21 protein-coding genes and 1 tRNA gene are annotated in these 23,163 nt (G+C 71.6%); 10 read left to right on the top strand and 12 right to left on the bottom strand.

Features of this window, described 5'->3' with window-relative positions; genetic code table 11:
- Nucleotides 1-42: 42 nt before the first annotated feature.
- Nucleotides 43-1,131, bottom strand: coding sequence for an ABC transporter substrate-binding protein (locus ACVW07_RS15790; protein WP_456820174.1), 1,089 nt, complete (start codon nt 1,129-1,131; stop codon nt 43-45).
- A 387-nt stretch (nt 1,132-1,518) separates the two neighbouring features.
- Here ACVW07_RS15790 and ACVW07_RS15785 point away from each other — a divergent pair, with 387 nt between their 5' ends.
- Both ACVW07_RS15785 and ACVW07_RS15780 read left to right on the top strand, forming a co-directional pair.
- The gene (locus ACVW07_RS15785) at nt 1,519-2,196 is read left to right on the top strand and encodes an ATP-binding cassette domain-containing protein (RefSeq protein ID WP_456820173.1); all 678 of its coding nucleotides are present in this window, start codon (nt 1,519-1,521) and stop codon (nt 2,194-2,196) included.
- Complete coding sequence (locus ACVW07_RS15780) at nt 2,196-2,882, top strand: hypothetical protein (RefSeq protein WP_456820172.1); 687 nt, start codon at nt 2,196-2,198, stop codon at nt 2,880-2,882. The genes ACVW07_RS15785 and ACVW07_RS15780 overlap by 1 nt, the downstream gene beginning before the upstream one ends.
- Before the next feature lie 10 nt (nt 2,883-2,892).
- Here ACVW07_RS15780 and ACVW07_RS15775 read toward each other — a convergent pair whose 3' ends face one another.
- From ACVW07_RS15775 to ACVW07_RS15765, 3 genes are all read right to left on the bottom strand, one after another.
- On the bottom strand, nt 2,893-3,090 hold the full coding sequence (locus ACVW07_RS15775) for a DUF2510 domain-containing protein (protein ID WP_456820171.1): 198 nt from the start codon (nt 3,088-3,090) through the stop codon (nt 2,893-2,895).
- 67 nt (nt 3,091-3,157) lie between these two features.
- The gene (locus ACVW07_RS15770) at nt 3,158-3,733 is read right to left on the bottom strand and encodes an ASCH domain-containing protein (RefSeq protein ID WP_456820170.1); all 576 of its coding nucleotides are present in this window, start codon (nt 3,731-3,733) and stop codon (nt 3,158-3,160) included.
- Between the two features lie 24 nt (nt 3,734-3,757).
- Entirely contained in the window at nt 3,758-4,408 is a 651-nt protein-coding gene (locus ACVW07_RS15765) for a hypothetical protein (protein WP_456820169.1), read from the bottom strand.
- Between the two features lie 174 nt (nt 4,409-4,582).
- On the opposite strand from ACVW07_RS15765, the gene ACVW07_RS15760 reads away from it, so the two are divergent.
- Nucleotides 4,583-5,176 carry a hypothetical protein gene (locus ACVW07_RS15760; RefSeq protein WP_456820168.1) on the top strand — a complete coding sequence of 198 codons (594 nt, stop codon included), beginning with the start codon at nt 4,583-4,585 and terminating at the stop codon, nt 5,174-5,176.
- Nucleotides 5,177-5,365: 189 nt separating this feature from the next.
- Nucleotides 5,366-6,880 (top strand): ankyrin repeat domain-containing protein, encoded by a 1,515-nt coding sequence (locus ACVW07_RS15755; protein ID WP_456820167.1) that lies wholly within the window; start codon nt 5,366-5,368, stop codon nt 6,878-6,880.
- A 137-nt stretch (nt 6,881-7,017) separates the two neighbouring features.
- Here the strand turns inward: ACVW07_RS15755 and ACVW07_RS15750 are convergent, their stop codons facing one another.
- Together ACVW07_RS15750 and ACVW07_RS15745 are read right to left on the bottom strand one after the other, a co-directional pair.
- Entirely contained in the window at nt 7,018-7,800 is a 783-nt protein-coding gene (locus ACVW07_RS15750) for a hypothetical protein (protein WP_456820166.1), read from the bottom strand.
- Between the two features lie 182 nt (nt 7,801-7,982).
- A complete protein-coding gene (locus tag ACVW07_RS15745) occupies nt 7,983-9,656 on the bottom strand; it encodes a fibronectin type III domain-containing protein (RefSeq protein ID WP_456820165.1) in 1,674 nt (557 codons plus the stop codon).
- A gap of 759 nt (nt 9,657-10,415) precedes the next feature.
- Here ACVW07_RS15745 and ACVW07_RS15740 point away from each other — a divergent pair.
- Nucleotides 10,416-13,892, top strand: coding sequence for an EAL domain-containing protein (locus ACVW07_RS15740; protein WP_456820164.1), 3,477 nt, complete (start codon nt 10,416-10,418; stop codon nt 13,890-13,892).
- A gap of 173 nt (nt 13,893-14,065) precedes the next feature.
- Here ACVW07_RS15740 and ACVW07_RS15735 read toward each other — a convergent pair whose 3' ends face one another.
- From ACVW07_RS15735 to ACVW07_RS15725, 3 genes are all read right to left on the bottom strand, one after another.
- Nucleotides 14,066-14,443 carry a hypothetical protein gene (locus ACVW07_RS15735; protein WP_456820163.1) on the bottom strand — a complete coding sequence of 126 codons (378 nt, stop codon included), beginning with the start codon at nt 14,441-14,443 and terminating at the stop codon, nt 14,066-14,068.
- A 29-nt stretch (nt 14,444-14,472) separates the two neighbouring features.
- Nucleotides 14,473-14,847 carry a hypothetical protein gene (locus tag ACVW07_RS15730; protein WP_456820162.1) on the bottom strand — a complete coding sequence of 125 codons (375 nt, stop codon included), beginning with the start codon at nt 14,845-14,847 and terminating at the stop codon, nt 14,473-14,475.
- 333 nt (nt 14,848-15,180) lie between these two features.
- Nucleotides 15,181-15,342 (bottom strand): hypothetical protein, encoded by a 162-nt coding sequence (locus ACVW07_RS15725; protein WP_456821137.1) that lies wholly within the window; start codon nt 15,340-15,342, stop codon nt 15,181-15,183.
- 319 nt (nt 15,343-15,661) lie between these two features.
- Between ACVW07_RS15725 and ACVW07_RS15720 the strand changes: the two genes are divergently transcribed.
- A tRNA-Lys gene (locus ACVW07_RS15720) sits at nt 15,662-15,737 on the top strand.
- A gap of 103 nt (nt 15,738-15,840) precedes the next feature.
- On the opposite strand, the gene ACVW07_RS15715 is transcribed toward ACVW07_RS15720, so the two are convergent.
- The 3 genes from ACVW07_RS15715 to ACVW07_RS15705 form a co-directional block, all read right to left on the bottom strand.
- Nucleotides 15,841-16,158: a phosphoribosyltransferase family protein gene (locus ACVW07_RS15715; protein ID WP_456820161.1), complete on the bottom strand. Its 318-nt coding sequence runs from the start codon at nt 16,156-16,158 to the stop codon at nt 15,841-15,843.
- Nucleotides 16,159-16,366: 208 nt separating this feature from the next.
- Nucleotides 16,367-16,591 carry a hypothetical protein gene (locus ACVW07_RS15710; protein WP_456820160.1) on the bottom strand — a complete coding sequence of 75 codons (225 nt, stop codon included), beginning with the start codon at nt 16,589-16,591 and terminating at the stop codon, nt 16,367-16,369.
- A gap of 101 nt (nt 16,592-16,692) precedes the next feature.
- Nucleotides 16,693-17,082, bottom strand: a complete 390-nt coding sequence (locus ACVW07_RS15705; protein WP_456820159.1) for a nucleotide pyrophosphohydrolase — start codon at nt 17,080-17,082, stop codon at nt 16,693-16,695.
- Between the two features lie 301 nt (nt 17,083-17,383).
- On the opposite strand from ACVW07_RS15705, the gene ACVW07_RS15700 reads away from it, so the two are divergent.
- The 4 genes from ACVW07_RS15700 (at nt 17,384) to ACVW07_RS15685 (ending at nt 23,056) form a co-directional block, all read left to right on the top strand.
- Nucleotides 17,384-19,033, top strand: a complete 1,650-nt coding sequence (locus tag ACVW07_RS15700; RefSeq protein ID WP_456820158.1) for an ABC transporter substrate-binding protein — start codon at nt 17,384-17,386, stop codon at nt 19,031-19,033.
- Nucleotides 19,034-19,138: 105 nt separating this feature from the next.
- Entirely contained in the window at nt 19,139-20,242 is a 1,104-nt protein-coding gene (locus tag ACVW07_RS15695; protein ID WP_456820157.1) for an ABC transporter permease, read from the top strand.
- Nucleotide 20,243: 1 nt separating this feature from the next.
- Nucleotides 20,244-21,344, top strand: a complete 1,101-nt coding sequence (locus ACVW07_RS15690) for an ABC transporter permease (RefSeq protein WP_456820156.1) — start codon at nt 20,244-20,246, stop codon at nt 21,342-21,344.
- Nucleotides 21,341-23,056, top strand: coding sequence for an ABC transporter ATP-binding protein (locus tag ACVW07_RS15685; RefSeq protein WP_456820155.1), 1,716 nt, complete (start codon nt 21,341-21,343; stop codon nt 23,054-23,056). Before ACVW07_RS15690 ends, ACVW07_RS15685 begins: the two co-directional genes overlap by 4 nt.
- The last annotated feature ends 107 nt before the right edge of the window (nt 23,057-23,163 follow it).

Below are 23,163 nucleotides of genomic sequence, written 5' to 3'. Positions count from 1 at the left end.
CCTCCTCGGTCGGGCGTGCAGGGCACGGGCGGTCGGCGGACGTCAGGACAGCGGCTTGCCGTCCGGGCCCGAGTCCGGGTCGTAGGTGCCGTTCGAGTAGGGGTTGAACTCGTTGGTGTAGAGGTCGTCGAGCTCGATCTGGCCCTTCTTCAGCTCGCCCTCGCGGACCAGCCAGTCGACCCACGTCGAGATCTCGTCCTCGGCGATGACGCCGCCGGGACCGGCGATGCCGGTCGACTTCCACACCGGGATGAGGTCGGTGGACTCGCCGCGGCCACGCTCCGTGATGATCTTCGTGAAGCGCGCACGCACCTCGTCGACGGGCGTCACCTGCGCCCACCGGATCGCCCGGGCCACGCCCTGGACGAAGTCCTTGACGGCCTCCGGGTTCTTCTCGATGAAGTCGTCGCGGAACACGAGGCTGCCGTAGGTGAACTCGCCGAACAGGTCCTTCTCCGAGAACAGCGAGCGCAGGCCGCCTCGCGCCTCGGCGACGTCCTTCTGCACGAAGCTGAGCGCGGACACGTCGACCTGGCCCTCGCGCAGCACCTGCTCCGCGTTGATCGGCGGGACGACGGTGAGCTCGACCTGCTTGATCTCGTCCTTGCTCAGGCCCTCGCGGGTCAGCCACTCGCGGATGACGAACTCGGACTGCGCGCCGAGCGTGTTGACGCCGATCTTCTTGCCGATCAGGTCCTTCGCGCCCTTGATGGGGCTGTCCTCGGTGACGTAGTAGCCGCCGTACGTCTTGTCGTCGGAGCCGTAGTAGCCGATGACGGACGTGATCTTTGCGCCCGACGAGCGCAGCTTGACGATCGCGCCGTTGAACGCGCCGCCGAAGTCGGTCTCTCCGGTGGCCGTCGCCTGGATCGACGCCGGACCGCCGGTGACGTCCCCGATCCACTCGAGCTTCACGTTCTCGAAGTAGCCGAGGTCCTCGGCGAGCTCGGGGAAGCCGACCTGGCCGACCGAGCCCTGGTAGCGCAGGACGGTCGCGCCGGACGCGTCCTCGGTGGAACCTGCCGAGGCGGGTGAGCAGGCGGCGGCCGCGGCGAGCAGGGCGACGATGCCGAGGGCGGCACCGAGACGACGAGGTCGCAGGTTGCGGGCGGTGATCGGGGGACGGGACATGATTTCTCCTGGCGATGGGCGTGTGACGGCGCGCGGCGGCGCTCGGCCGTCGCGAGAGGGATGGGAGAGGGACCACGACGACGTCGTGGCAGTGGTGGTTCGAGGATCGGTCGTCGGTGCCGGACGCCACGTCGGGACGTCGACGAGACAGGTCCGGTCAGCCGCGGACCTCGGGACAGCCGATGTGTCGACAGGACACGATCGCCTCCTGGGTGTCGGGGAGGGCAATGTGTAGCAGCGGGACCCAGGGGTGTCAGCCCTCGAACAGGATCGTCTTGCATCGCGGACAGAGTGAGGGCGCCGACGCCGCACCACGACCGGCCGGCGGCTCCGCCGAGGGTCGGGACCCGCCGTGGCGCGCGAACCGCCCCCCGCTAGGGTCGCCACATGGCTGCCGACGACGCCGACACCCGATCCGTCCCCGCAGCGGCGTCCACCTCGCCGCGCCTTCCCATGCCGCAGGCCGGAGGGCTCCAGGCCGAGTCCCTGACCAAGTCCTACGGGCGGCGGCCGATCCTGACGGACGTCTCGTTCCGCGTGCCCGCCGGGCGCTCCCTGGCCGTCGTCGGCGCCAACGGCTGCGGCAAGTCGACCCTCCTCAAGATCTGCGCGGGGCTCGTCTCGCCCGACAGCGGCACGGTCCGGGTCCAGGGACGGCTGGGCTACTGCCCGCAGGAGATGGGGCTCGACGGGTTCCTCACCGCCGACGACCACCTCGCCTGGTTCGGCCGCGGGCGGCGGCTGTCCCGCCGGGCGGCCGTCGCCGAGGGCGGCCGGATCGCCGCTGCGCTCGACTGGACCGTGCCGCGCCGGCAACAGGTCCGCCACCTGTCCGGCGGCACCCGGCAGAAGCTCAACGTCACGACGACGATGCTGTCGGACCCCGCCGTGGTGCTGCTCGACGAGCCCTACCAGGGCTTCGACCACGGCAGCTACCTGGACTTCTGGGGCCTCGTCGACCAGTGGTGCAGCGAGGGCCGTGCGGTCGTCATCGTCACGCACATGCTGCACGAGCTGAACCGCGTCCACGACGTGCTCGACCTGTCCGGGACGGAGGTCGCCTGATGCGCGGGCTCGCCGTGACCGCGGAGATGACCGTCCGCGACCTGCTCGGCCGTCGCACGGTGGTCCTGCTGCTCGTCGTCGTCCCGCTCGTCTTCTACGCCGCCCGGCGGGACGACTTCCAGGGGCAGGCCATCCGGTTCGCGAGCCTCGGCCTGGCGTGGGCCGTCAGCACGGTGTCGCTGTTCGCCACGAACAGCGTCCGCCCGCTCGAGCCCCGGCTCCGCCTGGCCGGGCACGGCACCGCCGGGCTCTACCTCGGCAGGCTGACCTCGACCGTGGGCCTCGGTGCGTTCGTGGCGGGCCTGTACGCCGTGCTCGTCACCGTCGACCAGGAGACGGTGCACCCCTGGTCCGCCGTCCTCGCGCTGGTCGCGTCCGGGACCATCGCCGCCGTCCTGGGGCTGCTCGTCGGTGCCCTCGTCCCGCGCGAGCTCGAAGGCATGCTGGTGCTCATCACGATCGTGGGCCTCCAGATGATCATCGACCCCACCAAGGCCGTGGCCGAGGCACTGCCGCTGTGGTCCACGCGCGAGCTCGTGGGGCACGCCGTCGACGGCGTCGGTGACGTGCAGGCCGCGATCGTCCACTGGGTGGCGTACGGCGTCGGCATGGCGGCGGTCGCGCTCGCGATCACGGCGGTGCGCCTGCGGCGGCGCCGGCACGTGGTGCAGGTCCTCGTCCCCTGAGCGCCCGGGCTCAGAACGCTGAGATCACGGCCATCGACAGCGGCACGTCGATCCCGCCGCGCGGCACGTTCGGCGACCAGGGCGGCTGCTCGTACCGGACCACGTCAGGGTGGTCTGGATCGACCAGGTAGCCCGTCCACGTGGCGCCGTCCCAGTACCGCAGGCGGGTGGGCTGATGCGGGTCCGGGTACCAGTTGGCGGGCGGCACACCCTGACGGTACCTCGCCGGAGGCTGACCGGCAGGGGCGCGCTGCCCCGACCACCTCCGGGGGCGTCTATCTGCTCGACGGGCCGGCGTCCCGACGGTCCAGGTACGCCTGTCCGCGCGGCGAGAGCCGGTAGCCGACCTCGAGGCTGTGCGTCAGGCCGAGCTCCTTGAGCCGGCGGACGTCCCGCTTGAAGGGAGCGGTCTCGCGTCCCACCGAGGCGGCCAGGTCCGGCGCACGGGTGCCCGGACGGTCGCGGATCAGCTCCAGGGTCTGCCGCGTCCAGGGCGGCGTCCGGGCGTCCCAGCGAGCGAACGTGGCGGCGAGGTCCGTCAGTTGCTCGACGGTGAACGACGTGTCGGCGGAGAGCGCGTGGCGCGGGTCGGGACCACCCCACGACAGCCCGATCCGGTACAGCGGCAGCTCCGTCCTGCCGCCGACCACCTCGTCGACCGACGACGCACCGGCCGCGCGCGCCTCTTCGGGCGTCGCGTCGCTGACCTCGTCGACGGACCCCACGAGGACCATGCCCACCTGCGACAGGAACGAACCACCAGGCTTCACCCGGGGCGCCGACCAGCGTCGGAACGCCAGCGTCACCTCACCGCGTCGTATCCCGTCGGCGGTCCGCTGGTTGAGCAGCATGCCCACGATGGTCGCACGGGCCTGTCAGCCCGTCGTCGTGAGGTGCACCGTCACCCGGTTCCACGCCTGGGCGTCCAGGTCGTGCGCCGAGAGCTCCGCGTCCCGGTCCGCGATGACGATCGTGAACCGTCCCCGCGCCCAGCCGTAGTCCAGCCGGCGCCAGCCGTGAGCGTCGAGCGCCGCAGCGAGCACGCCATGGGGCTCGTCGCCGGTCACGGGCGTCGAGTACGTGCGCGTCAGGCTCGGGCACACGTCGAAGCACAGGCTGTTGCCGTGTGCCACGTTCTCGATGACGACCCAGTCCGGCGGGACGGGCAGGCGGTCCGCGGTGAGCTGGACCCGGTCCGGAGCCGGCGTCGAGACCGTCGGGATGACGAGCGCCGCCACGACGACCACCAGGCTCGCCGCGCCCAGCGTCAGCATCGGTCGCCGAGCCCGGGCCAGGACCCACCAGGTCACCAGGACCCACGGCGCCTCCACCAGCAGCACCCACCAGAACCCGTACCGCGACCCGGCGAGCTCGAGCATCGTCAGGCCGAGCCAGAGGAACGGCTGGGCACCGGCGAACAGCGCAGCGAGCACGACCACGCGCCACACCAGACCTCTCCCGGACAGAGGCCTGCGTCCGGGCCCGGCCGGGTCCGGCGCGGTGAGGGCGCCGAGCGGGGCGCTCATCGGGCAGTCGGCAGGTCGGGCATGCGCGATCTTCGCCCGACCTGCCGTCACAGGGAAGTGCCGCGGGTGGGCCTACGCCCGAGCGGCGTAGCGCCGAGGAGCCGGCGGGCCCGCTGAGCCCCGGTCAGCCGTCGATGCGTCCATCGCCGGCGGGACTCGCCGATACTTCTGGGCATGACAGATCCTTCACCGACCATCCCGGCGAACCGTCCCTGGTGGAAGAACCGCTTCCTGTGGACGTGGCATGGGACGTTCGCAGTGATCGGCCTGTTCCTGCTGCTTCTGCGCGGCTCCCCCGTCGGTCTGGTGGTCCTGGGGGCGGCCGCCATCTCGTTCACCTTGATGCTGCTGGCCTCCCGCTCCGTCAACAAGGAGAACGACTGGGTGCGGGTGAACTACCCCGACGCGCTCGTGTGGACGAGCCTGCGCGTGCGGAGCCCCGGTGCCGCAGAGCTCGGCCTCGCCGTCAAGGGAAAGAATCGGCCGGTCGAGGTGTTCCTCGTCGCGCACCCCGCCGGCGTGCGCCTGTTCACCGGTCGTCGCCGGGAGCTGGCGGTGACGCTTCCCTGGGACGAGATCGTGGGGGCACGGGCGGCGAGCGGCGCGGAGGGGTCGACACCGACCGACCTGCTGACCCTGATGCTCGCCGACGAGCGGCAGGTCGAGCTCTACAGCTTCGACGTCAGCACCCGGTGGCCCGAACGGATCATCCTCTCCCGGCCGGCGGCCGTCCCGTGGCCACCGGTGGCGGACGTCGACGCCTCGTAGCACGCGCGGGTCCACACGCCACGGGTAGTGACCCCACAGACGCGCGTCGGTACGCTGGCGAACGGCTTCCAGGCAGCCGACCGGTCCGCGGGCAGGGCAGAGCCCACCTGGGTCCGAGAGGCACCGCTCCTTCACCCGCCTCCTTTCGGCCCGACCACGCGGACGACCGGGCGGCGAGAGGGGGTCGCTGTGGCGACCGTGTCACTGCCCGAACAGCCCGACCTCGGACACCTGCGCCGGCAGGCCCGAGATCTGCAGCGCGCCGCCGCGGCGGGTGACCCCGCCGCCGCAGCCCGGATCGCCCGGCACCATCCGAACCCCCCGGCAGACCTGTCCGCTCTCCCGCTCAACGCCGCGCAGCTCACGCTCGCCCGCGAGTACGGCTTCCTGAGCTGGCCCCGGCTTCGCCACTACCTCGACGCCGTCGCCGAGCACGGTTGGGCGCCGGAGGACGAGTCGGCGCCCCGGAGCGTCGCCGCTGAGCTCTGCCGGCTGGCCTGCCTGACCTACTCCGCGGCCGACGGCCCTGGCCGGTGGGCGGCCGCGCGTGCGCTGCTGGAGGCGCACCCGGAGGTCGTCGACGGCGACATCTGGGCCGCGTCCGCCGCAGCGCGCCCCGACGCCGTGGCACGGCTCCTCGCCCGCGACCCGAGCCTGGCCCAGCGCCGCGGCGGTCCGCGCGGCTGGCGTCCCCTGGGTTATCTCGCGTACTCGCGGATCAGCGGCGGGGACGCCACGACCACGGCCCGGATGCTGCTCGACGCGGGTGCGGACCCGGACGAGGGGTACCTGTGGAACGGGCTTCCGACACCGTTCACGCTGCTCACCGGTGCTTTCGGCGAGGGCGAGGGCGGCCCGCAGCGCCAGCCGCGGCACCCGGAGTCGGTCGCCCTCGCCACGCTGCTGCTCGACCGGGGCGCGGACCCCAACGACAGCCAGACGCTGTACAACCGCATGTTCGGCACCGACGACGGCCACCTCGAGCTGCTGTTCGGCTACGGCCTCGGCCAGGGCGACGGCGGCGTCTGGAGGCGACGGCTCGGGCCCGATGTGGTCGACTCCCCCCAACAGCTCGTCCGCGACCTCCTGCGCTGGGCCGTCGAGCACGGCCAGGCAGCCCGCGTCCGGCTGCTCGCCGAGCACGGCGTGGACGTCCGCTCGCCGCTCGACGGAGGGCCGTGGCCGGCGGCCGGGCGGCCGTCGACACACGAACCGGTCGCGAACCCGCCGAGCCCGTGGGGTCTCGCGATGATGACGGGCGACCGCGAGATCGCCGACTACCTGGCGTCCCACGGCGCGACACCGGGCAACCTCGCCCCGGTCGACGAGTTCGTCGCGGCAGTGATGACCGGGGACCGCGACCGCGTGTCAGCGCTCGGCGACGACGTGCGCGCCTCGGCGGTCCGGGCCCGACCAGGACTGGTCGTGTGGGCAGTGTCGCGGCGCAAGGCTCCGGCCGTCACGCTGCTGGTCGAGCTCGGCTTCGACGTCAACGCGTTCGGGCGGCGCGACGCTCCCGTCGAGCAACCGTGGGAGACGGCCCTGCACGCGGCAGCGGCGGACGACGACCCCGAGATGGTGACGCTGCTGCTGGCCCTCGGCGCGAACCCCTCCGCGCGCGACGCCCGGTTCGGCGCGACGCCGCTCGAGTGGGCGCGCCACCTCGGCTCGACGTCGGTGGTCCAGCTGCTCGACGGCCGCTGACCGGTCGCCCAGCCCGAGGACGTGCTCCTTGCGTACGTCGACGTCGCGTCCGCGACAGGGCGCGGCTCGTCAGCCGCCCGCCCGGGCCTCGAGAGCCAGGCGAGCGTCCCCAGCCGACCCGTCGCGCGTCGTCCCCGTCATGCCCCAGCGGTGTCGGCGGGCATCAGCGCCCAGAACGGCCATGGCTCGATGTCGAGGTAGTTCCGCTTCACGATCGCCCGGATCGTCGCCTCGTCAGCACGCAGCGCGTACCGGTTGTTCGCGACCTTTCGCGTCACCCGGTCCACGACCTCGTCCTCGGGGGGTAGCGCCTGGTCGGGCAATGGGCGCCCTTGGAGCGGGTGCGCGAGCCCGAGCTGGACCATCGCGACGCACGTCTCGACGGTTCGCCGGCGGACACCGGTGCGACTGTCCAACGCCTCGTGTTCACGGGTCGCAAGGTCATGCAGGAACGCCGCCACGCGGTGCGGGTCGGCGAGCTGTGGGCGCCATGTCGGTCGTAGCGCGAGGGTCCGGCACAGGACGCCCATCGCGTCGGTGTCTGCTTCGACCCCCGGACGGACGAACGACGACGCGAACAGCGGGGCACGGTCGCGCGTGGTCGAGACGGCATTGAACGCCGTCACCGCTGTCGACCGTCCTGCTCGCAGGGCGGCAATGTCCCCCAGGTGCGTGCCGGTGCCGCCGATGGCTGCCCCGATCTGGTCGCCGCCTCGGGTTGAGCTCCACCGGGTGATCAACCACCCGTGGTCGGGGTCGCCGTACTCCTCGTAGGGGAGCTCGATCCGCACGTCCCCCATGGTGACCCGGGCGCCGGCCGGAGCCAGGAGCAGGTCGCATCCCCGACCTGTCGGTGTACCCGGAACGAGCAGCCCGCCGTCGGCCGCACGTGCCGGGCGCATCCACACGCTCAGGCTCATCGCGACACCACCGCACCGGGATGACCTGCGGCCACACTCACCTGGGCATGCTCTCTGCTGGGGGCCCCGGCTCAGCGGAGCCATCGTGTGCCGGGAGGGTATCCCTACGGCGGCCCACCCGGTAGGCGAATGGGCGCCGAACGGACGTTCATCCATCGAACGCCGCAGGGCCCCGACGGAGGTCAGCGTGGAGCCCACCGGGCGTGCAGCGCTCCGAACATCGCCACGTTCACCGTCCGGCACCCCATCGGGGTGTTTCCCCCGGACGTGGCGTCGATCGCGTACAGACAGACCTGGTGCGTCCCCCGAAGGGCCTCGAACCCCATGCTGAACCCGTGCTGGTCACCCGTCCCCGGGTAGGCCCGGCCCACATCCGGCCGCCACGATTGGGCACTCTCGGCGCCGCCCCAGCCGCCGTCGACGTAGTAGTGCACGTCGACCGAACCGTTCACGTCGGGGTCCAGCGCCCACCCCGACAACGTCACCCACGAGCCCTTCGACGTCAACGACTCGAAGTTCCCCACCGGGAGCTGGTTCGCCTGCGGGACCGCGGTCACCGTGCGACAGCCCAACGGGGTGTCCCGGTCGTACGTGGCGTCGTAGGTGGACAGGCAGACCTCGTGCTTTCCCGGCACCGCCGGCAACGATGCCGAGTAGCCGTGCAGGTCGCCCGTCCCGGGGTACGCCCGTCCCACGTCGCCACGCGCCGTCGTCGTGCTCACCGTCCCGACGAGGCTGCCGTCGAGGTGGATGTCGACGTCGATCGGACCAGCCGCCTGCGGATCGACCGCCCAGCCCGAGAACGACAGCCCCGCCGGCGTGCTCGCCAGGGACTCGAAGTTCCCCACCGGGACTGTCGGGTCCACCCCGAGGAACCGGCACCCGAGCGACGTCCTCGTCGCGGTGTCCGCCCACTCGCGCAACGCCCACAGACACACCTGGTGCTTGCCGGGGTCGGACCGGAGGGTGACCGTGAAGCCGTGCTCAGCACCGGTGCCCGGGTAGGCGGCGGCCACGTCCGGCCGCACGACGTCCGTGTGGAGGTACGCCGTCCACCTGTCGGTCACCACGTCGTCGTCGACCTCGACGATGACGACCACGTCCTCGCCGCCCGACGGCTCGAGCGACCAGCCCGCCACCGTGATGCTGGATCCGGACCTCGTGAGGGCGTCGACGTTGCCGACGAGAGGCTGCGCAGGCTTGATCGTGACGCTCCTGCAACCGAGCTTCGTCTCACCCAGCTGCCACGGCTCGTTCGGCTCCTGGGTCCAGAGGCAGACCTCGTGGGTGCCGACGATGCTGCTGGGGACAGCCCACCACCACGTGTAGTCGATCCCGTGCAGGTCGCCGCTCCCCGGGTGCGCCGCACCGATGTCAGGTCGGTTCCGGTTCGCCACCGCGCGGTCCACCCGGACGCCGTCGACCCGGACCTCGACGTCGAGCGGGTCGGCGGAGTCGACGTCCAGCGCCCAGCCGACGACCCGCACGCCGGCTCCGCCCGGGATCACGGCCACCGACTCGAGGGCACCCTCGGGCCGGTGGTCGGTCAGCACCGTCCTCGCGACGTCGTGCTCCGCCGCCGACAGCCCCGCAGCGGTGACGGTGGCCACATCGACCGAGTACTCCGTGCCCCTCTTGAGGCCGGTCGCGACGAAGCTGCGGGTGCCGGCGTCGACAGTCAGGTCGAGGACCTGGGTCGTCCCGTCCCAGGCCCGCTCCCAGACCCACACGCGGTACCCCGTCGGCGTGGCGCCCCCGACGGGCTCGGTCCACCCGATCGTGAACCGGTCGACGCCGGGCTCCGTGATGCTGACACCGCGGGGCGGGTACGGCGTGCTCGCGTCCTGCGCCTCCAACGGCTGCGACTCCGGTGCGAGCTCCGGCGCTCCGGTGCTCGCGGCTGTCGCCGTCGGGCCGGCCGTCGTCGCCCCGGTCGGCCCAGCCGCCGCACCACCGGTCCGAGGCGCCGCCGGTTGTGGCGCTTCGGGGCCGTCGCCCGTCGTGGAGGGCGCGGGCGACGTGTCCGACCCGGATCGCCCGTCGTCCGCGACACCCACTGCATGCGCCGACGCGTCGGAGGGATCGGACGACGCCGCTGCGACCGGGACCATGGGCGTCAGCACCTCTCCTCCGACCACCAGCGCCAGCGTCACCGCCAGTGCGCCAAGACGCGCTCGGGGGCGGCGAGGGGGATGAGGCGACATGGTGCTCCAGCTCGACGACGCGCGGACGGACCGACCAACCGTTCCGGGCGACGGCAGCGGCCTGAAAATACACCAGCGCTGCACCGGCGCGCGGTCGACGAGTGAAGCGACCATCCGCCCGTGGGTCGACGAACGCAGCAGACCTTGTCGATCGGCCGTCAGAGCGCGCCCTTCCTGATGGCTGGTGATGAGCGGGCGTCTGTGCGGTCCGGGACGCGACCATCGACCAGGCCGGAGGTGCGCGCAGAGTCCCACGCGACGCTCGGCGGTCGCGTTTCTGGTCGAGCTGGCTCCGACGTCGACACGTTGGGGCGGCGCGATGCGCCCGTCGCCGTGCGGAGCCGTCGACCGCACACTGCCGACGCAACGTTCAGATTCGTCCGGCAGCTGTCGATATCACCGGTCATGGCGGTGTCAACGAGCAGCGAGGACCGGGACGTCAGTGGCGTCGGCAACCGGCCTCGTCAGCCGACCATCGGATACATCGCCCCGAACGTCCACGGGTACTTCTTCGGGAGCATGCTCACCGGCGTGATCGACACCGCGAGCGCGCACGGAGCGAGGATCGTGGCGATCCAGACCCACGACGCGGGGTTCCTCGACTTCGAGGACGAGCTGTTCACCGCGCAGGTCGGCTGGGACAACCTCGACGCGCTCGTCGTCGCGCAGGCGTCCGTCGACGCCTCCTACCTGCGGGAGTTCGCCGCGAGCGGCAAGCCGGTCGTGACCGTGTACGAGGCGCCGTCCGGGTACGCCTGCCCGACCGTGGTCCCGGACAACGCCCAGGGCATCACGGCGGCCCTGGACCACCTCGTGGGCCACGGGCACTCGAACATCGCGTTCACCGGGCGGGAACCGGCCAACGCCGACGACGCGATGCGGTACGAGGCGTACTGCGAGGCCATGCGCTCCTACGGCCTGACCCCGACGGAGCCGTTCCCGATCGCCTGGACCCTCGACGAGCAGTACGAGGCGACGGCCGCCGTGCGGAGCCTGCGGGAGCTCGACGAGATGCCGACCGCCGTGGTGGCCTGCACCGACGTGACCGCGATGGCGCTCATCGAGGCGCTCGCCGCGGACGGCTTCGTGGTGCCGGACGACATCGCGGTGGTCGGGTTCGACGACATCCCCGAGGCCGCCGAACACAACCCGGCGCTGTCGACCGTGGCCCAGAGCTTCACCACGGCCGGCGCCGTCGCGTGCTCGCTGGCCCTGCGTGGTCTGGCCGGCGAGCACGTCGAGCCGGGCCTGCACTGCATGCCGGTCAGCTTCGTCGTACGGGAGTCCTGCGGGTGCCGCGGGTCCGAGGTCGACGAGGCCGCCACCGGGTCCGGCCTGGACAAGCTGAGCCGCCCCTTCATCGTCGAGCTCGGCAGGGCTCTGTACGGCCAGCAGATCCTGACGGGCACGAAGCTGGACGGCCTGCGGGCCGCGGTCCAGCACCTCGTCGCGCTCTCCACCGAGACGCTCCTGGCGGAGGCCGACCCGGGCACCGTCGACGGGCTCAACAAGGCGGACAAGGCCGCTGGGGACTCGTTGCGGCACGTGTCCGCGGGGTCGCCCTACCCCCTGAACGCCCTCCACGTGGTGCGGCAGCTCGCCGAGGCCGTCACCGCCCACCTCCGTCCCGGCGACGCACTCGCCGCCGCCGCGGTCGACCGGCGGTCGGTGGACGTCGCGACCCGCGCACTCAAGTTCCACCGGCGCAACGAGAGCAACGCCGTCGTGAACCAGCACGTCGAGATCCAGCGCCGCTTCAACCTGGTCAGCACCGAGCTCGTGCGCCGCCAGGACCGGGACGTCCGTTCACTGGCCTGGCTGGACGGCACCGACATGCGAGCCGCCGCCCTCGCCCTGTGGGACGACGCGGGCGAGCTGCAGCTCGCCGGGGTCTACCCCCACGACACGGCAGGCGTGCACCTGGGCGAGCGTGTGGACGTCCGTGCCTTCCCGCCGGCGTCCCTGGCACGGCTCGACGAGCCGGACCGCGACGAGCTGACCTTCGTGCTGCCCGTCCGCTTCGACGGCAGCGACCACGGCTTCCTCGCCCTCAGCGCACCCTTCGACGTCATGGAGGAAGCGGTCTTCGAGCGGTTCAACCACTGGGTGGTCCTGCTGTCGGTGGCGCTGGACCAGGCCCGCGCGGTCGAGCGGCTCCAGGTCAGCGAGGAGCGCTACGCCCTGGCCGCGGAAGCCGCCAACGACGGCATGTGGGACTGGGACCTCAGATCGGACACCGTCTACTACTCCACGCGCTGGAAGGCGCTGCTCGGGTACTCCGACGACCAGCTCGACGCCACCGCCCAGGAGTGGCTGAGCCGCATCCACCCGATCGACCGGTTCCGCGTCGACCGGGCACTCTCGAACCACCTGACCGGTCTCGACGCGTCCCTCGAGGTCGAGTACCGGCTGCGCACGGCGGACAACACCTACCGCTGGATGATCACGAACGCGCTCTCGGTCCGGGACCCGGACGGCAAGGTGTCGCGGCTCGTGGGGTCCATGACGGACGTCACCGAGCGCAAGAAGCTCGAAGAGCGCCTGCGCAACGACGCCCACCACGACCTCCTGACGGGACTGCCCAACCGGGCCCTGTTCCTGGAGCGGCTCGACCGGGCGATCCTGCGCACTCGGCGCCAGGCCGACTTCACGTTCGCCGTGGTCTTCCTGGACCTGGACGGCTTCAAGGTGGTCAACGACAGCCTCGGCCACCAGGTCGGCGACGAGCTCCTCGTCGAGGTCGCCAAGCGGCTGTCGGCCGAGCTGCGCGTCAGCGACACGGTCTCGCGGTTCGGCGGCGACGAGTTCGTGCTGCTCCTGGAGGATGTCCGCGACGTCTCCGGCCTGCCGGACATCGTCAAGCGCCTGCTCACCGCCATGTCCGTCCCGGTGGCCCTCGCCGAGGGGACCCGGGCCGTCAGTGCGGCGGCCGGCATCGCCGTGACCGCGGCCGGCTACGCCTCCGCCGACGAGTACCTGCGCGACGCCGACACGGCCATGTACCGGGCGAAGGCGCAGGGGCCGGGCTCGGTCGTGATGTTCGACGAGGCGATGCACGCCCGCGCGATGGCCCGCCTGCAGCTCGAGTCCGCTCTCGACCAAGCCATCGCCGAGGGCCAGTTCGAGCTGTACTACCAGCCGATCGTGAGGCTGGACACCCGCCGCATCGTCGGCCTGGAGGCGCTGATCCGCTGGCACCACCCCCAGCGCGGCATGGTCCCTCCCGACGAGTTCCTGCCCGTCGCCGAGGCCACGGGCCAGATCCGGCCGATCGGCCAGTGGACGATCATCGAGACCTGCCGCCAGATCCGGGAGTGGCTCGACACCGTTCCCGGCTTCGACGAGTCCACCGTGAGCGTCAACCTGTCGAACCGTCAGTTCTGGGACCCGGACCTGCGCCCCACGTTGCACTCGGCCCTCGGCCGTTTCGGGGTCCCGGCGTCCTCGGTGGTGCTCGAGGTGACCGAGGGCGTCATCATGCACAGCCAGGACGTCGCGGTGAGCTTCCTGGGCCAGCTGCGCGCCGAGGGCATCGAGATCCACGTGGACGACTTCGGGACGGGACACTCGTCCCTGTCCGCCCTGCACGAGCTGCCGGTCGGCGCACTGAAGGTCGACCGTTCGTTCGTCCAGCGCATCCTGACCAGCCAGCGCAGCCGGGAGCTCGTGGGCCTGATGGTCGCGATGGGTGACCGGTTCGGCCTGTCCGTCATCGCCGAGGGCGTCGAGACCGAGGCAGAGGCCGCCGCCCTGGTGGAGCTGGAGTGCCCGCTGGTGCAGGGGTACCTGTTCTCCCGGCCGGTCCCCGCCGCCGAGGCCACCCGCCTCCTGCTCGCCCAGGCCGCGGGCGACCTCAGTGCAACCCGGGGTCTGCCCGTCGGGTCCTGATCCGGTCGACGTGGACGACGGTCCCGTTGACGCACTGCCGCCAAACACCGCTCGACTCCGCCGTGGCCCACCTGCGAACCTCGCCCCTTGCTGGTCGGCCCGACGGCATGGTCTCGGCGCTGCTTCTGCGGTCAGGGGTGCCCGTCGCCCGTCGCGAACGGATTGGTAGGCGGTCAGGACGCGGGCGATCTGGCTGTCGGGGTCGCGCAAGTAGTCGGTCGACCAGATGCGCACCAACGCCGGGCCCGCGCCTCGAGCGACTGCTGTCGTAGCCGGTCACGCTCGCGGGCGAAGACGCCCGAGTGGTGCGCGGCGCCGTCCGCTTCGACGGCGAGCACGAACCTGCCAGGTCGCTGCGCGTGCCGGACCGCGAAGTCGAGCCTGTAGCTGCCCACCTGGTCATGCGCGGTGACGTCCACCGAAGTCCTCCCCGCCGGTGGATGCGAACGTGACGAACCGTCGCACCAGTCGGAAACCGTCGGCTGCGCCAGCGCGCTCGTCGACGTCTGCGGCTGGCCAGCCGTACAGCGGCCTGGTGAGCCACGTTCCATACCGGGCCTGGCTCGGAGACAAGCCAAGGTCAGTCGAGACTCTCGCCGATCTGCAACAAAGAGCAGCTGGTCCCGTTGCTTGACGTGACCCAGAACTCTGGAAAGAGCCACGCCGTCGCGGCAGCGATCAGACCCGCGACGATCACGAAGAAGCCACACGCGACCCAGAACCTATGTCGCGTCACCATCGGTGGGACGAAGCGGAAAAGTAGAACGCCCATCCCGCCGAACAGCAAAGGAACCAGTGCGAAGGCAGTGCCCCAAAACAGAGATGCGGGGCCGTTGCCGTTGGGCGCGCCGATCGTGCAGTCCCATGTATCCAGCCATCCGCCCGTCAAGGTCTGCAGCGAGAACCACGTGCAAAACGTCGCGCCAGCCAGCCAGATGAGTAGGCCGAGCGCCACGTGCCCAGGCTCCGAACCACGCCGATCCGCCGTCATGCGATCCTCTCCGGTGACTGTGGCAGCCACCCAGAAGCGGCACGAACTCGTCCTGCCCGATCGGCAACGTTCGGTCGGGTTTGAGCACTCGGGCCGCCTGCACATTGGGTGGACACTTCGCGGTTCGTGTTGACCACGGCGCCCGATGGGGCCACCGCGACCCGTGGAACCTGGAATCCTCGTTCGGCGGGTCCAAGACGGACCTCGCCGCCCGACCCTTGTTCACCCGCCGGCACGATGCGCTCGAGACACACGTGACCATCGTTGTCCGTCGGACTTGGCCATCCAGAGTGGCCTTCACGCCTTCTTCAGGTGGGGCTCGGGCAGACCGGTCGTGTCCATCGCGGACTGCCGCTCCACACCCGACAGCGTCGTGCCCTGCGGCTTGGGTTCAATGACACCGACGACCCGGCGGTCGACGCACAGCGAGCAGTCGGCCCGCCCGTGTCCGGCCGCCATCACGGTCTCCCGCACGGCGACGCGGGACCGGCGATCAGGTTCAGATCCCTCTAGTCCTGGACCAGCCATCCTGCCGCGGCGAGCTGCGCGTCGACAAGCACCCGTGCGCGCTGCTCTGCAGCGAGGCGCGAGGCGTCATCGGCGGGCATGCACCGAGGGCAGGGCACCGTACGACGTCCCCGCACGTTGCGCGAGTGTCGGTCGGTCAGGACACGAAGGACGGCATGGCGAGCACGTAGCCTGTCCTCGGCGACGCGCAGGACGCCGGGTTGTCCCTAGCCTTCTCCCTAGGGTTCTCCCGATGAATTGCCGCACGTCGGGGCCTCTAGCTCAATTGGCAGAGCAGCGGACTTTTAATCCGCGGGTTGTGGGTTCGATCCCCACGGGGCCCACCACCTGACCGCCGTGTCGTCGAGGTCGCAGACTTCGACGAGCGCACCCACGGGCGATCCGCTCGCGAGGCGGTCACGGTGACTCGGTCGCGGCTCGTCCGCGGGCTCAGCGGCGGTCGAGCTCCCGCACGTGGACCAGGCCGCGAAGGTGGAGCGCACGTCGGTCGGCTGAGTTCTCCAGGGCGTCCACGACGACCGCGGCACCCAGCCACCGAGCCTGTGCGTCGTCGACCAGCTGCTGGCATGCCAGCGCCTGCCCGCCTCTCGAGGCCCATTCGTCCACGAAGAGCACCCGGTCACCGGAGCGGAGCACGGCGCGGCGGACGGCGAGGTCGAGGTGCCGGTCCCGGTCCCGGTAGTCGGGCGGAGTCCTCCGGACCAGCCACACCTCGTCGTGCGAGGCGCGTTCGGGCTCCTTCCGCACGGCGGCGAAACCCGATGCCGAGGTGCGCGCGACCAGCGGTCCGAGCAGAAAAGCCGTGCGCCTCGGTTCCGAGGATCACGGTCGGCTCGGCGTCACGGAACAGCCCGGCGAGGGCGGGACCGATCTCGGTGAGGACAGATGCGTCACGCCACCATCCGCTGTAGTCGGCGTAGTACTGACGGCGCGGGCCACGAACCGGCCCGACGGCTCACCGGTGCCCGTGGTGGCGGTGCTCCATCCCGAGCGACAGCAGTGCCCACAGCGCCACGCTCCCCGCCGTGACGGACACGGCGACGCACGCCCAGTCGCCACGGCCGACCTGGCCGGTCACGTGGATCACGTCCCGGACGAGGGCCGCCGCGGCGCACACGGCGACGGCAGCCGCGGCCACCCACGCTCGACGCACACGCAGGACCGACCGCACACGAGGCATGCGCCCGACGCTAGGCCCCCGCCCGGCCGCTCGTGAGGGCCCTTCGTCCCGCATACACGACCACGGTGTGGTGGTGGAGCCGGGCGGTCCCGAGCCCCGCGTCACCGCTTCTCCGGTGCCCGTCCCCGCACCTCGTCGGCCACGAACCGCCGGTGGGAGTCGGCGAGCTTGGCCCGGGCCGCCGCGCCGAGGTCCACACCGAGCACGTCGGCCAGGCACACGAGGTAGACGAGCACGTCGGCCATCTCCTCGGCGGCGCGCGCCCGCCGGTCGGGGGCGTCGAACACCTCGACGGCCGAGGCCGCCGGGACCCACTGGAACAGCTCCGCGAGTTCCCCCACCTCGCCGACGAGGGCGAGGATCACGGACTTCGGGTCGTGGAACTGCTGCCAGTCGCGTTCGGTGCTGAACTCGCGCACCAGGCGGGTCAGCTCGGCGAGCTCCGGCTCGTCCCGGGTCCCCGCGGCGGCCAGGTCGGAGGCGTCGTCCACGGCGCCAGCCTGGCACGCGGCACGGCAACCGCGCTGCCGCCACGTCGCGGTCAGGCCGCAGCGTGCTGACCGGCCGCGATCGTGCCATGGTCGCTGGGACGGGCACCGCGCGGCACCGTCGCCGCAGGACGGGAGCCCTCTCGGCACTGTCGCCGGGCCGTGACCATCTCGATATCTGGATGTTACGCACCAGTAAGACGGTGGGATCCTGCGTCACATCTGTGTGTTAGACATCCGTCCACATAGAACACACGTGGCCTGCCACAAGCAGGCCGCCGGCTCCTGACGAAAGAGGTAGCGGATGTCCTCCGTTGCGCAGAACCGTCGCCGCATGCTCGCGGCCACCGCAGGTATCGCGGCCACCGCCCTCGTGCTCACCGCGTGCAGTGGCAGCTCCGACGACGGTGGCAGCACCGCCGACAGCGGCAGCGGCGGCGGTCCCATCACGATCGGCACGACAGACAAGATCGTGACCATCGACCCCGCCGGCTCGTACGACAACGGGTCCCTCGCCGTCCAGACCCAGGTGTTCGAGTTCCTCATGAACGCGCCGTACGGCTCCTCCGACGTGGAGCCCGACGCCGCCGAGTCCGCCGAGTTCACGAGCCCGACGGAGTACACCGTCAAGCTCAAGCCCGGCCTCAAGTTCGCCAACGGTCACGAGCTGACGGCCTCGGACGTGAAGTTCACGTTCGACCGGCAGCTCAAGATCGCCGCCCCCGACGGCCCGTCGTCGCTGCTCTACAACCTCGAGAGCACCGACGCCGTCGACGACACCACGGCGGTGTTCCACCTCAAGGCGGCTGACGACCAGGTGTTCCCGCAGATCCTGTCGAGCTTCCCCGGCGCGATCGTCGACGAGGAGGTCTTCTCCCCCGACGCCCTCACGCCCGACGACGACATCGTCAAGGCCAACGCGTTCGCCGGCCCGTACGTGATCACCGACTACGACTTCAACAACCTCGTGTCCTACAAGGCCAACCCGGACTACCAGGGCCTGCTGGGCAAGCCGAAGACCGACGAGGTCAACGTCAAGTACTACGCGGACTCCTCGAACCTCAAGCTCGAGATCCAGCAGGGCGACATCGACGTCGCGTACCGCAGCCTCGCGGCCACCGACATCGAGGACCTGCGCGGGGACGACAACGTCAAGGTCGTCGACGGCCCCGGCGGCGAGATCCGCTACATCACGTTCAACTTCGACACGCAGCCCTACGGCACCAAGACGGCCGAGGCCGACCCGGCCAAGGCGCTCGCCGTCCGCCAGGCCGTCGCGGACCTCATCGACCGCGACGCGCTCTCGGAGCAGGTGTACAAGGGCACCTACACGCCGCTGTTCTCGTACGTCGCCGACGGCCTCACCGGCTCGACCGACTCGCTCAAGGGCCTCTACGGCGACGGCGAGGGCGGCCCCGACGCCGACAAGGCGAAGCAGGCCCTGGCCGACGCGGGCGTCACCACGCCGGTCAAGCTGAGCCTGCAGTACTCGAACGACCACTACGGCCCGTCGTCGGGCGACGAGTACGGCCTGATCAAGGACCAGCTGGAGAAGGACGGCCTGTTCGCCGTCGACCTGCAGACCACCGAGTGGGTGCAGTACTCCAAGGACCGCGTGGCCGACGTGTACCCGGCCTACCAGCTCGGCTGGTTCCCGGACTACTCCGACGCGGACAACTACCTGACGCCGTTCTTCCTCAAGGAGAACTTCCTCGCCAACCACTACGACAACCCGACCGTCAACGACCTGATCCTCCAGCAGGCGTCGACGCCGGACCCGGCCGAGCGCACCAAGCTCATCGAGCAGATCCAGGACGCCGTGGCGAAGGACCTCTCGACGGTCCCGTACCTGCAGGGCGCCCAGGTCGCGGTCGTCGGCAAGAACGTCAGCGGCGCGGAGGACACGCTCGACGGGTCCTTCAAGTTCCGGTACGGCGCCCTCTCCAAGGGCTGAGGACCACCCTGCCGGTCGGCTCGTCCCCGCGCACCGCACGGGACGAGCCGACCGGGCCAGCACGGTGCCGACCCGGCCGCAGACCGCAGCACAGGCAGGATTCCCATGACCTCCATCACCACGGGCGCGCCGACGGACGCCGCACCCGTCGAGACCCCTGACGCCCCGGGCAAGCGGCGACCACGTACCGGCGGGGGCCTCGGCCGCTACCTGCTGGTCCGCTTCCTGCTGATCTTCCCCACGATCTTCATCCTCGTGACGACGGTCTTCGTCCTGATGCGCGCCACCGGCGACCCGATCACCGCCGCGCTCGGTGGACGGCTGACGCCGCAGCAGCTCCAGGAGCGGATCCACGACGCCGGGTACGACCGCCCGCTGCTCACGCAGTACCTCGACTACCTCGGCGGCATCGCCCACGGCGACTTCGGCACCACCATCTCGGACCACCGGCTCGTGACCGACGTGATCCTCACGTACGGCGCCGCGACGCTCGAGCTGACGTTCTACGCGCTGATCGTGGCGTTCGCCGTCGGCGTCCCGCTGGGCCGCATCGCCGCAGCGCGCCGGGACAAGGTCCCCGACGCGGGCCTGCGAGTGGGCGCGATCCTCGCGTACGCGACGCCGGTGTTCTTCGCCGGCATGCTGCTCAAGCTGACGTTCTCCGTGTGGCTCGACGCGCTGCCGGTCTCCGGACGGGCCTCCACCGGCACCGAGATCGCCCTGCGACAGGGCGCCGGCACGGGGATCTACATCGTCGACGCGATCAGCACGGGCAGCAGCGAGGCCATCGTCGACGTGCTCCAGCACGCGATCCTGCCCGCAGTCACCCTCGGGCTGCTGACCGCGGGGGTGTTCCTGCGGCTGGTCCGCACCAACGTCATCGGCACCCTGTCGTCGGGCTACGTCGAGGCGGCCCGCTCCCGCGGCGTCGCGGAGCGACGGCTGCTGAAGAAGCACGCGTGGCGGCCGGCCCTGGTGCCGATCATCACCGTCATCGGCCTGCAGATCGCGCTGCTGCTGGGCGGGGCGGTGCTGACCGAGACCACGTTCGAGTGGAAGGGCCTCGGGTTCCAGCTGGTGCAGTACCTCCTGGCCCGTGACTTCGTCGCCGTGCAGGGCCTCGTCGCGCTGCTCGCCGTCGTGGTGGCCCTGACCAACTTCGTCGTCGACGTGATCGCGGCGCTCGTCGACCCGAGGATCCGGTACTGAGATGAGCACAGCGATGACGACCACGACCCCTCCGGCCAGGCTGCCGCTGTACAAGCGCCTCCCGGTCGTCCACCAGCTCCGCACGAGCGTCGGCCTGCAGCGCGGCATGCTGATCGCCGGCCTGGTGCTCGCCGCGATCTTCGTGCTCACCGCGATCTTCGCCCCGCTGCTCGCGCCCTACGGCTACGCGCAGATCCGCAGCGGCGACGCGCTGTTCGGGTCGCAGCAGCCGCCGTCCGCCGAGCACTGGGCGGGGACCACCGTCGGCGGGTACGACGTCCTCTCGCGCGTGATCTGGGGCGCCCGCACGGCCCTCTACGTCATGGTCGTGGCCGTCGCGCTGTCGAGCGTCGTCGGCGTCCTGCTCGGCCTGGTCTCCGCGTACTTCGGCGGCTGGCTCGACCGCACGCTCGTGGTGGTCGCGGACGCGATCTACGCGTTCCCGTCGCTGCTGCTCGCCATCGTCGTCGCCATCGCCATCAGCGGCGGCCAGTCCGGCATGTGGCCGGGGATCCTCGCGGCCGCCATCTCGATCACGGTCGTGTTCATCCCGCAGTACTTCCGGGTGGTCCGCGCCGAGGTGATCCGGATCAAGTCGGAGGCGTTCGTCGAGTCGGCGCGCGTGATCGGCGCGAGCCACACGCGGATCATGACGCGCCACGTGCTGCGGAACTCGACGCGGACCCTGCCGCTGATCATGACGCTGAACTGCTCGGAGGCCGTCCTCACGCTCGCCGGCCTGGGATTCCTGGGCTTCGGCATCGAGCCGACGTCCGCCGCCGAGTGGGGCTACGACCTGTTCAAGGCCCTGTCCGACGTGACGAGCGGCATCTGGTGGACGTCCATCTACCCCGGCACGGCGATCGTCCTCACGGTGCTCGGCGTGACGCTCGTCGGCGAGTCGCTCAACGACCTCGCCGACCCCCGCCTGCGCACCCGGCGTGCCGCCGCCCAGCTCGCGGGCGAGGTCGGGACCGCCTCCGTGGTCCCCGGCGGGGTCATCACCGCAGGTCCCGAGGGCTTCGAGGGCCTGCGCGCCCTCGAGGGCCCGTCCGACACCCCGCTCGCCGGCCCCACGGCCGAGGACGGAGCACGCTCATGAGCACCACCCCCGTCGTGGACATCCGCGACCTGAGGATCACGTTCGCCACCGACCGGGGGTCCGTGGCGGCCGTCTCGGGCGTCAGCCTCAGCGTCGCCCCCGGCGAGATCCTGGCCATCGTCGGCGAGTCGGGTTCGGGCAAGACCGTCACCGCCCGCTCGATCCTCGGTCTGCTGCCCTCGACCGCCACCACCGAGGGCGCGGTGCTGCTCTCGCGCCGCGACGGCGCCCAGCAGCAGGACGTCACGCACCTGTCCGGCGCGGCGCTGCGGGACGTCCGCGGCCGGGACGCCGCGATGGTGTTCCAGGAGCCGTCGAGCGTGCTGAACCCGGTGTACCCGGTGGGCTGGCAGATCATCGAGGGGCTGCGGGCACACGCAAAGCTGTCCCGCGCCCAGGCCCGGGAGAAGGCGGTCGACGTGCTGCGCCGCGTCGGCATCCCGGACCCCGAGCACCGCATCGACTACTACCCGCACCAGTTCTCCGGCGGGCAGAAGCAGCGCATCGTCATCGCGCAGGCCGTCTCGCTCGACCCGGGCCTGATCATCGCCGACGAGCCCACCACCGCCCTCGACGTCACGGTCCAGGCGGAGATCCTCGAGCTGCTGCGCCGCCTGCCGCAGGACTTCGGCTCGGCGGTCGTGATCATCACGCACAACATGGGCGTGGTGGCCGACCTGGCCGACCGGGTGGCCGTGATGTACGACGGCGAGATCGTCGAGCAGGCGGACGTCCGGACCCTGTTCGCCGCCCCGCAGCACCCGTACACGCGCGCCCTGCTCGACGCGGTCCCCCGCGTCGGCGGTACCCGGCTGCGCACCCGCGAGCCGCTCGACGTGGACGGCACGAGCGCCGCGTTCGCCACCCCGGCGGTCGACCCGACGGCCACCCCGGTCGTCGAGGCGAAGGACCTGCGCATCGTCTACCCCGGCCGGTTGCGGCAGCCGGGGTTCACGGCCGTCGACGGCGTCGACCTGGTGATCCGGCCCGGTGAGGTGCTCGGCCTCGTCGGCGAGTCGGGCAGCGGGAAGACGACGATCGGCCGGGCCATCGCCGGCCTCACGCCGATCAGCGACGGGTCTCTGCGGGTGCTCGGCGTCGAGATGCGTGGTGTCCGCGAACGGACCTTCAGGCCGGTGCGCAAGCGGATCGGCTTCGTGTTCCAGGACCCGGCGACCAGCTTCAACCCGCTGCTGACCATCGCCCAGTGCGTCGCCGAGCCGCTCGTCGTGCACGGCGTCGCGAGCGACCCGCACGACGCGCGAGCACGGGTCGACGAGCTCATGGAGGCCGTGCAGCTGCCCAAGGCCTACGGAGACCGTTTCCCGCACGAGCTGTCGGGCGGGCAGCGGCAGCGCGCGTCCCTCGCACGCGCGCTCGCCCTCGGTCCCGAGCTGCTGGTCGCCGACGAACCGACGTCCGCCCTGGACGTCTCGGTGCAGGCCCGGGTGCTCGACCTGTTCGCCCGCCTCCAGGCGGAGCTCGGCTTCGCGTGCCTGTTCATCAGCCACGACCTGGCCGTCGTCGACCTGCTCGCGGACCGCATCGCCGTGCTGCACCGCGGGGTCCTCGTCGAGGAGGGCACCGGCGACGAGGTGCTCGGCGCCCCGAGGCACCCGTACACGCAGCGCCTCCTCGCGTCGCTGCCGGTCCCCGACCCGGTGGAGCAGGCCGTGCGCCGGGAGGCCTGGAACCAGCTGCGCAGCAGCTGACCGACCGGCGGCCGCGGGCGCCTCCCTGACCAGGCGCCCGCGGCCGTCGCCCTCCCGTCCGCTGCGGCGGCCGTACGCGCCGGCCGCCGGGACCTGCACCTCCCTGA

Source organism: Cellulomonas sp. URHB0016 (assembly GCF_054057935.1).
The sequence above is the reverse complement of the archived record's forward strand: the minus strand, read 5'-3'. Positions and strand labels throughout refer to the sequence as shown.

Excerpts from the sequence above, each read along its gene's own strand:
- ACVW07_RS15790 (WP_456820174.1), bottom strand. The coding sequence starts at position 1,131 with ATGTCCCGTCCCCCGATCACCGCCCGCAACCTGCGACCTCGTCGTCTC.
- ACVW07_RS15785 (WP_456820173.1), top strand. The coding sequence starts at position 1,519 with ATGGCTGCCGACGACGCCGACACCCGATCCGTCCCCGCAGCGGCGTCC.
- ACVW07_RS15780 (WP_456820172.1), top strand. The coding sequence starts at position 2,196 with ATGCGCGGGCTCGCCGTGACCGCGGAGATGACCGTCCGCGACCTGCTC.
- ACVW07_RS15770 (WP_456820170.1), bottom strand. The coding sequence starts at position 3,733 with ATGCTGCTCAACCAGCGGACCGCCGACGGGATACGACGCGGTGAGGTG.
- ACVW07_RS15765 (WP_456820169.1), bottom strand. The coding sequence starts at position 4,408 with ATGAGCGCCCCGCTCGGCGCCCTCACCGCGCCGGACCCGGCCGGGCCC.
- ACVW07_RS15760 (WP_456820168.1), top strand. The coding sequence starts at position 4,583 with ATGACAGATCCTTCACCGACCATCCCGGCGAACCGTCCCTGGTGGAAG.
- ACVW07_RS15750 (WP_456820166.1), bottom strand. The coding sequence starts at position 7,800 with ATGAGCCTGAGCGTGTGGATGCGCCCGGCACGTGCGGCCGACGGCGGG.
- ACVW07_RS15735 (WP_456820163.1), bottom strand. The coding sequence starts at position 14,443 with ATGGAACGTGGCTCACCAGGCCGCTGTACGGCTGGCCAGCCGCAGACG.
- ACVW07_RS15725 (WP_456821137.1), bottom strand. The coding sequence starts at position 15,342 with ATGGCGGCCGGACACGGGCGGGCCGACTGCTCGCTGTGCGTCGACCGC.
- ACVW07_RS15710 (WP_456820160.1), bottom strand. The coding sequence starts at position 16,591 with ATGCCTCGTGTGCGGTCGGTCCTGCGTGTGCGTCGAGCGTGGGTGGCC.
- ACVW07_RS15700 (WP_456820158.1), top strand. The coding sequence starts at position 17,384 with ATGTCCTCCGTTGCGCAGAACCGTCGCCGCATGCTCGCGGCCACCGCA.
- ACVW07_RS15695 (WP_456820157.1), top strand. The coding sequence starts at position 19,139 with ATGACCTCCATCACCACGGGCGCGCCGACGGACGCCGCACCCGTCGAG.
- ACVW07_RS15690 (WP_456820156.1), top strand. The coding sequence starts at position 20,244 with ATGAGCACAGCGATGACGACCACGACCCCTCCGGCCAGGCTGCCGCTG.
- ACVW07_RS15685 (WP_456820155.1), top strand. The coding sequence starts at position 21,341 with ATGAGCACCACCCCCGTCGTGGACATCCGCGACCTGAGGATCACGTTC.